The sequence below is a fragment of the Cesiribacter sp. SM1 genome (assembly GCF_020178975.1).
In the GTDB taxonomy this organism is placed as follows: Bacteria; Bacteroidota; Bacteroidia; order Cytophagales; family Cyclobacteriaceae; genus Cesiribacter.
This window is the reverse complement of the sequence record NZ_JAHXBU010000095.1, coordinates 1-7,360: the sequence shown is the minus strand read 5'-3', so window position 1 is coordinate 7,360 and position 7,360 is coordinate 1. Positions and strand designations below refer to the sequence as shown.

The 7,360-nt window shown below is 38.8% G+C and carries 10 protein-coding genes; 9 read left to right on the top strand and 1 reads right to left on the bottom strand.

From position 1 onward, the window contains the following. Positions 1–264 precede the first annotated feature (264 nt). The 9 genes from KWJ01_RS27580 to KWJ01_RS27540 all read left to right on the top strand — a co-directional run bounded on the left by KWJ01_RS27580 (position 265) and on the right by KWJ01_RS27540 (position 6,962). On the top strand, positions 265–606 hold the full coding sequence (locus tag KWJ01_RS27580; protein ID WP_225000380.1) for a type II toxin-antitoxin system RelE/ParE family toxin: 342 nt from the start codon (positions 265–267) through the stop codon (positions 604–606). After that, positions 603–914 carry a helix-turn-helix domain-containing protein gene (locus tag KWJ01_RS27575; protein ID WP_225000379.1) on the top strand — a complete coding sequence of 104 codons (312 nt, stop codon included), beginning with the start codon at positions 603–605 and terminating at the stop codon, positions 912–914. Before KWJ01_RS27580 ends, KWJ01_RS27575 begins: the two co-directional genes overlap by 4 nt. A 150-nt stretch (positions 915–1,064) precedes the next feature. After that, positions 1,065–1,685: a hypothetical protein gene (locus tag KWJ01_RS27570; protein ID WP_225000378.1), complete on the top strand. Its 621-nt coding sequence runs from the start codon at positions 1,065–1,067 to the stop codon at positions 1,683–1,685. A 1,401-nt stretch (positions 1,686–3,086) separates the two neighbouring features. Further along, on the top strand, positions 3,087–3,497 hold the full coding sequence (locus KWJ01_RS27565) for a hypothetical protein (RefSeq protein WP_225000377.1): 411 nt from the start codon (positions 3,087–3,089) through the stop codon (positions 3,495–3,497). Further along, positions 3,472–4,005 carry a hypothetical protein gene (locus KWJ01_RS27560; RefSeq protein WP_225000376.1) on the top strand — a complete coding sequence of 178 codons (534 nt, stop codon included), beginning with the start codon at positions 3,472–3,474 and terminating at the stop codon, positions 4,003–4,005. The genes KWJ01_RS27565 and KWJ01_RS27560 overlap by 26 nt, the downstream gene beginning before the upstream one ends. A gap of 132 nt (positions 4,006–4,137) precedes the next feature. After that, positions 4,138–4,902 carry a hypothetical protein gene (locus tag KWJ01_RS27555; protein ID WP_225000375.1) on the top strand — a complete coding sequence of 255 codons (765 nt, stop codon included), beginning with the start codon at positions 4,138–4,140 and terminating at the stop codon, positions 4,900–4,902. 198 nt (positions 4,903–5,100) lie between these two features. Next, positions 5,101–5,739 carry a PepSY domain-containing protein gene (locus KWJ01_RS27550; protein ID WP_225000374.1) on the top strand — a complete coding sequence of 213 codons (639 nt, stop codon included), beginning with the start codon at positions 5,101–5,103 and terminating at the stop codon, positions 5,737–5,739. 189 nt (positions 5,740–5,928) lie between these two features. Continuing rightward, the gene (locus KWJ01_RS27545) at positions 5,929–6,324 is read left to right on the top strand and encodes a hypothetical protein (protein WP_225000373.1); all 396 of its coding nucleotides are present in this window, start codon (positions 5,929–5,931) and stop codon (positions 6,322–6,324) included. 173 nt (positions 6,325–6,497) lie between these two features. After that, complete coding sequence (locus KWJ01_RS27540; RefSeq protein WP_225000372.1) at positions 6,498–6,962, top strand: hypothetical protein; 465 nt, start codon at positions 6,498–6,500, stop codon at positions 6,960–6,962. Positions 6,963–7,166: 204 nt separating this feature from the next. Here KWJ01_RS27540 and KWJ01_RS27535 read toward each other — a convergent pair. Then, positions 7,167–7,360: hypothetical protein (locus tag KWJ01_RS27535; protein ID WP_225000371.1), on the bottom strand; the 194-nt coding region annotated here is incomplete at its 5' end.

Genomic DNA, 7,360 nt, shown 5'->3' with positions numbered 1-7,360 from the left:
CTGTCATTATTTGGAATATGCTTGTCAAGCATCAGCCCTTTACGCCTCCAGATCAGTATGAATATCTGGACCAAAAACGAAAGAGAAAGGTGCGAGAACTACAAAAACAATTAGCTAAATTGGAAACAACACTAGCCCAATTAAAAGGACCCCAAAATGCTCCTGTAGAGGCTTTCTAGAAACGTTAGTCAGAATTGATGATCGTTAGTTTACATTTAACGAAACTTTTTAGTATCTTGGCCTGTATCTATATATGTAAACTAAATGAATCAGAAATTCGAAGTTGACCTGCTGGAGGAGGCTTTTGAATACTTACAATCTCTGGACTTAAAGCATCGGGCTAAGATATTGCAGAATGTGCGAAGGGCACAGTTTCATCATGATCCAAAGCTCTTCAAGAAGCTCAATGACGAGATCTGGGAATTCAGAACCCTTTATGCCGGACTTCAATATCGACTGTTAGCTTTCTGGGATAAAACTGATAAGAAGCAGACGCTGGTACTTGCCACACACGGATTTATCAAGAAGACCAGCAAAGTGGATAAAAAAGAGATAGAGAAAGCAGAACGCATCCGGCAGGTTTACTTTAAAAACAAAGGATTATGAAAAGGTACTCTTTAGATGAAGCAGAAGATAAGCTGATTGGGCCAAAAGGAACTCCTGCTCGTGATCAGTATGAATTTGAGCTAAAGCTCGAGCTCATTGGCGATATGATCAAAGCTGCCAGAAAAGAAAGGAATCTGACCCAGGAACAGCTTGGTCAATTAATAGGAGTAAAAAAGGCTCAAGTATCCAGGCTAGAGAACAATGCCAGCAATGTGACTATAGATACGATCTTAAAAGTGTTCAAAGCTCTTGAAGCAAAAGTAAACTTCAAAGTGGAGCTATTAGACAGGCAGGTGAAAGTAGCATAAAAATAATAAACTGTGGGCAACAACAGAATAAAGCAAATGCCCCAAGAGCTTATTGTTAGCTGACGACAAAATTGATATTTTGCGTCCACTACTCACCTGCAGTGGAGGGCATCTGCTTTATTCAATGGACGTTGCTGCCAATATAAAACCATGAAGACACTGACTGCTATACTTCTACTTGTATTAATTGCTGCATGTAGCCAGACCGATAAGCATGTGGATTCATCCATATCGATTTCTAATACTCAAGAAGTAAAGGAGCCTCTTGAACGTACTCCGACGACTGAACCTACACAACCTGAAATTCATGAATTCAATTGTGTGAGAGGAGCACCAGAAGCGTCACTTGACCTGGCTGTTTATCCAAGCAGACAGTTTATGCTGATTGAAAGCACTAGTGCAACAGAAGCGGTGGACTTAAACAATGGTGACAAATTGATTATCAATCATGGTGGTTGTGAATATTATGTGCAGACTTACAGATTTGAAACTACGCGTTGGAAAGCTGACACTACTGATTTATCGTTCTGGTATAATAAAGCAGTTCAGCTATTAAGTGAAATAGAAAAAGCAGACCAGTCTCCGATAGACATCAAAGCTGGTATGAATGCAATAGCTAAATACATTGACCAGAATAAAGAAATGCAGCTGGCGTATGATTTAGATTTTGCAGATAGTGAAATAAGGGAATTCGTGTCACTGGACAGAATAGAAAAACTTGACCATGGAAAATTTGCTGTAGAGGTAACTTTCGCCATTGGTCCATTATAAAAAAAATAATATACTGGCAGCAACAACAGAATAAAGCAAGCTCCCCAGCGCATTCAGCCATTGACAATGCTATTGTCTACCTTTGCGTGGGCATAGCAAAGGCCGGTGAAGGTCGCCTGCTTTATTCAATGGACGTTGCTCTTTATTGCAGTCGTTTGGTGTGGCAGTGGCAGCAGGAAAAAGAATAGTATCTGCCTTAGCGAGGGGTAATATGACAAGCCGCCAGCAGGAGGGCAAGAGGCGCTGCAGGCAGAAAGTTTCTAATAATGATCTGCCGGTGCAGCATTGATCTTTCAGCTGGCATAGCAGGCGTAAGAAAAGGTAAGCCCTTGTCTGGATCAGTAAGGTGCAGGTGGACTGGAAAGTAGTGCCGGCAAAGCAGGTTCTTTAAAATAATGACGGCTCTTAAAGGTCTTGCTCTATCAATGCCGGTAGGCAGGATGGGTGTGGGGCAGTAAAAGTCACTGCTGGTTAGTTAGCTGCAGAGCAGGAATAAAAAGCATAGTGCAGGTGGACGGAAGTAGGATGAGGGAAAGCCGGTGAGTAAATAATAAACAAAGAGCAACAACAAAATAAAGCAAGCGCCCCCAGCTCTTTTTGTAAAGGGGCTGCCAAACTATTACTTTCACTCTTACTCAACGGCAGCGGCGGCGCCTGCTTTATTCAACGGACGTTACCCTTTATTGAATATCGTTTGGTGTGGCAGGGGGAGTAGCAGAAAAGCTTAGCTGCTGCGTTAGCGAAAGGTAGAAGGATAAGCCGCCAGCAGGAGGGCAAAAGTCGCTGCAGGCAGAAAGTTTCTAATAATGATCTGCCGGTGCAGCATTGATCTTTCAGCTGGCATGGCTGGCGTATAAATAACAAGGTAAGACCTTAGCTGGACCAGCTGGGCGCAGGAGGACTGGAAGGTAGTGCCGGTAAATCTAGACTGTCAAAATAATGACGGCTCATAAAGGTCTTGAATTGTCTATGCCGGGAGGCAGGACGGTGCGAAGCAGTAATGGCCGCTGCTTGTGAGCCAGCAGCAGAGCCGGAATAATAAAAGCGTGGCGCAGGTTTGACCTTTAAAAGTATTGACCAGCAAGCGCAGGTAGACGAAAGAATAAATAATGAAAAACTAAGGGTAACAACAAAATAAAGCAAGCGCCCCCAGCTCTTCTTGTAAAGGGGCTGGCATATTGTTACTTTCACTGTTAACCAACCGCAGCGGCGGCGCCTGCTTTATTTAACGACCGTTGTACGGAATTAGACTGGATCCTCACCTTAAGTAGTAGCTTAAAGTAATAATATACTAAGGGGTAGCGAGATTTCTATTATAAGTTGATCCTACCATAAATGATACATTAAGAAATGGTATTCGAAAATTTTCAGTTAGCCATCAAAAAAAATTACTGTTTAAAAATGATCGAATTTGCAAAAATAATATCTCAGCTGTTAGAGGATTATTACGTGGAATATTTAATCGTGGGAGGTACAGCTTTAATGCTTTATAAACAAAAGATAGGCACTAGAGACTTGGATATCCTAATTTTGAATAATGAAGGGAACATTTCAAAGTTTAAAAATATCATTAATAACGAACAGCTAATACTTGATTTTAAAGAAAATATGATAATCAGGGTTCAGGGAAAACCATATTGTATAGATTTTCATTCGAGATTAGATGGTCTAAATGAAATTGATTTGTTCAAGAATTACACGCGGATGTCAATAGGTAATTACAATTTGAGAGTAATAAATCTTACAGATTTATATAAGAATTTATCAGCTGTAAAAAGTAATATAAATGAAATTATCAGAACACAAGTTTAAGGTTTTTATAAACGAAGATTGTGAACAAAGATTCAATCAAGCAGACTTAAATTTCTTGACTGAATCTTATGAGCCCTTAAGTATAAAAAATATTAAGACTTTCTTTACAATTATCTCTTTTCATCCAACGTATAAAACGATTACTAATAGATATAGAATCCCAGATCAGTATAAACACAATGAAAATAACAATAGTGAAGCAACATCATTGAATGATTTCATGCAAATTAAAGAAATAAAATCAATAAGTTACTTTGACTATGTAGGAGAGCACATTCACAGCATTATCAATCAAGAAAAAACATGGGAAGCAGGAGATTTTGAAGTTTCAGATCCTAATGATGTGATCATTGTATCAGAAAAGTATAAGGAATATATAATGCATCATTTTTCATTGCAAGAATCAGACCCAATTATGTTAGAACTTATAGGATTGATTAATCTAGCTAGAATAGCACAAAAATATAACAAAGAATTATGGTTTTTTGATGGTTACCATTGGCAATAATGTCTTAACAGCTAAAGCACAATATATTAAGGCTGTTTAACTATTGGCTTCCGTTGGTTGAATAAAAAAATAAAAAAACTCCGTACAACAACAGAATAAAGCAAATGCCCCAACAGCATTCAGCCATTGACAATGCAGGAAGCAATTTTTGTGTACATTCGTCAAGGGGCAGTGAAGGGCATCTGCTTTATTCAATGGACGTTGGCAATTATTAAACAACTAAGCATTAGCATGATATGGAATTGGGAGAAGAATAGTTTGCTTAATAGTTATGGTGAGAGCACGCAAAGCAAATTGATATTTAATGCGACCTTAGAAGAGTTTGCAAGGTATTTTAAGCCTTTAGGTGGTACATACTTAAAATCAAAAAAGACCATACAATTTGAAAACGAAGGAATTCTACTGAATATAGGCTTTAATTCTAGTAGAAGTAATATGTCAGGTAATTGGATTGCCGTTGAACTTGGTATTTCATTTTATTACAGAGACTTCGTAGTTGATAACCAATTACATACAGGTGTATTTTTGGGAGATTTAACCCTTTTTTCTAAGAAATTGGAAAGCAAACCAAATGGCACTGTCATAATTAGGAAGATAATTGGTGAAGATATTGAGCGTGTAGAAGGACATGGAATGGAAGCAGAAGAAAGATTGGGGAATGTATTCAACTGCTATAAGTTATCTACTGCTGATTTTCTTAAGGTCGCAACTTTTCTGGAATGTGAAGTTTTGGTTTGGCTGACGAGAGTAAGAAACCGGGATTCCTTAGAAGGATTATTAAAAAATGCAGGTAATGGTGCCAAATGGAGTATGTCAAACTCTAATTTTAAACGCTATCTCCAACTTGAATTCCCTGACCTCATAGATGTATACAATGAAAAAATCATAAATAAGTAAGTAAATAAAATTGAAGCTTTTAAATAAATAAAATAAACAATTGCCAACAATGCAAACAGGTTATTGGGCATATTCTGGTAATTCAGGCACCAAAGCCACTTATAAGCTAAACAGCAACCGGATGTTGAGGTGCCATTAAATGCCCAACACCCAGTTTGCGGAACGTTAGGGCCAATTAAAAGGAGCAGCATTAACAACATGAGGTACTTAATATTACTTGTTTGCCTTGTACTGTCTCAAAATATATTCGCTCAAAGAATAAAGACGCAGCAGGTTCTAAAAGCGGCAGACAGTATTTTAAAATCCAGAGTTGGAGATGTTTTATTCAAGATGTTCCAAGTTTCTGAAGGTTCCTATCATACATATTTGACCTCAAGTGGCAGAGAGGTGAGCGGTAAATTCCTTTCAAAAAAAAAGCTTAGAAAAAGCACAGAATCGATTCATGTGTTATACCACTTTAACTACCCTGACATCGAAGGCATAAGGGGCGGGAGTTGGATAATACTAGATGATAAGCTGAAGCCTACGAACTCTATTGACCTGGCCTATATTCCTGACTTTGTGAAAAAGAAGAACCCGTCGACCTTCCTTGAGAAGGAGAGGGCAAGTAGAATAGCACAGGACAGTTTCAAAGAAAATGGTGTTCGAGCAACAGAACCAGAGCTAAGGTTCGAGCAGAAGTATGGGAAGTATATCTATCAAATCAATAACATCCTGACCAGTACTATATCTCCAGGTGGACAGGAAACCGGACAAATGGAAATAGCAGAAGTTGACGCTGAAACAGGTGAAGTACTTGCAGTCTACAATGGAGTGTACGGCTTGATAATAAGATAATAAACTGGCCCTAACAACAGAATAAAGCAAGCTCCCAGCCAGCATGGTTGCCATTGATACTGCAGCTAGCTAACTTATCGAACTTTGGGTGACCGTCGGTGAAGGTCGCCTGCTTTATTCAACGGACGTTGGCTGCAAGCAAAATCAGCAATATCTAACCAAGTATCAAACCAAAACCATTAATATCTTATGTCCGACTTCATTTTGAAATTCTGGCCAAAATCTGAAGTGCAAGAAGTTAAAACTGATAAAATAAAATCAGGGCTGGTTGACGCAAATATAATCGGTGAACCAACTGTATTTTGGGGTAAGCCTGCCTATAAACCTGGACAATCAATTAATGATTATTTTGAGCCTAAGCTCAACCCCGAATGGGCTAAAGCTTACTTTGCTTCGATTGCGTTAACAGTTTCAGATAAAGATTATGGGGTCCTGGAAGGTGAAGAAGATTTTGAATACATAGACAGATTAAATGTAGTTGCTATAATAGGAGGAGAAGGAGCGTTTGAGGAATGGGGAAAGATGTGTGAAAAATTAGAATCAATAACCGGAGATGAATACCAAGGTGGCTGGGAGATACTATAACAAAAATAAAAAGCCAGCAGCCAACAACAGAATAAAGCAAGGGCTGTAAGAGTTCTTTGCCATTGAACTACAAAACCGATACTTTGCGTCCATAGAGAAGCGGCGGTGACCAGCCCCTGCTTTATTCAATGGACGTTAGGTGCAAGCAAAATAAAGCAATTACTATAACCAGAATGCAGGAAGTCAACTTTGATAATCATACGTATAAATTCGAGTTTTCTGATTCCGATCAATGCTGGATGGGAAGAGTAGAATTAAATAATGTGACGCTGGACATTGAACTTTACCTACAAGATTTTCAGGATAATTCAATCAACTGGGCAGATTTTGAAGATTTTCTGCAATTCTTTGACCATAATATAATGGAGTCAGTAATTGCCAAATCTAAAGCTCTTCTGCTCAAGTTCTACGAAGTTACAGGTGGTGGCGATAAGCTGGAAGAATATAGATTTGAATTTGAATCAATCATTTATAAAGGTAAAAGATATGGTGGTTTCTTTGGTGACCCTACACACCAATATTCCCTACTATTCAAACTATATCGGCAAGAGTATATTGAAAGTTATGACCCATATGGAAATTACTTTATAGAAATTGACAATGGATTGATTATCGGTTGCAAGAGAGTACAAGTTTAAGTCTACTATTATAAAAGAATAAATTAAGCCAGCACCTAACAACAGAATAAAGCAAGCGCCCAGCTATCTTTCAGCCATTGACAATGCAGGCAGCTACCCTTGCGTACTCTCGGTTACCGCCAGTGAATGGTCGCCTGCTTTATTCAATGGACGTTGGCAGCAATTCCCCATTTTTCAGGAGAAAATAATTTCTTGAGCTAACGTTTACGTAGAGCCAATTAAGGCTCTATGCAAGACCGATTTTAATTTGATGCTTGCAAGCTCGCTCGCAATTCCGGTTGGGATGAGAAAAGCCTTTAGTAGTAGAAGTACCAAAGGCTTTGTGGTAATTTCAGTGGCGGCACCTAGAGTGACCCCGATCAGAATAATTACTTTACCTAAGATACATCCTCTTAGAG

Bases quoted from the DNA above. Each gene is read 5' to 3' on its own strand.
- KWJ01_RS27560 (WP_225000376.1), top strand. From the start codon at position 3,472: ATGAAATTATCAGAACACAAGTTTAAGGTTTTTATAAACGAAGATTGT.
- KWJ01_RS27555 (WP_225000375.1), top strand. From the start codon at position 4,138: ATGCAGGAAGCAATTTTTGTGTACATTCGTCAAGGGGCAGTGAAGGGC.
- KWJ01_RS27565 (WP_225000377.1), top strand. From the start codon at position 3,087: ATGATCGAATTTGCAAAAATAATATCTCAGCTGTTAGAGGATTATTAC.
- KWJ01_RS27545 (WP_225000373.1), top strand. From the start codon at position 5,929: ATGTCCGACTTCATTTTGAAATTCTGGCCAAAATCTGAAGTGCAAGAA.
- KWJ01_RS27575 (WP_225000379.1), top strand. From the start codon at position 603: ATGAAAAGGTACTCTTTAGATGAAGCAGAAGATAAGCTGATTGGGCCA.
- KWJ01_RS27550 (WP_225000374.1), top strand. From the start codon at position 5,101: ATGAGGTACTTAATATTACTTGTTTGCCTTGTACTGTCTCAAAATATA.
- KWJ01_RS27580 (WP_225000380.1), top strand. From the start codon at position 265: ATGAATCAGAAATTCGAAGTTGACCTGCTGGAGGAGGCTTTTGAATAC.
- KWJ01_RS27540 (WP_225000372.1), top strand. From the start codon at position 6,498: ATGCAGGAAGTCAACTTTGATAATCATACGTATAAATTCGAGTTTTCT.
- KWJ01_RS27570 (WP_225000378.1), top strand. From the start codon at position 1,065: ATGAAGACACTGACTGCTATACTTCTACTTGTATTAATTGCTGCATGT.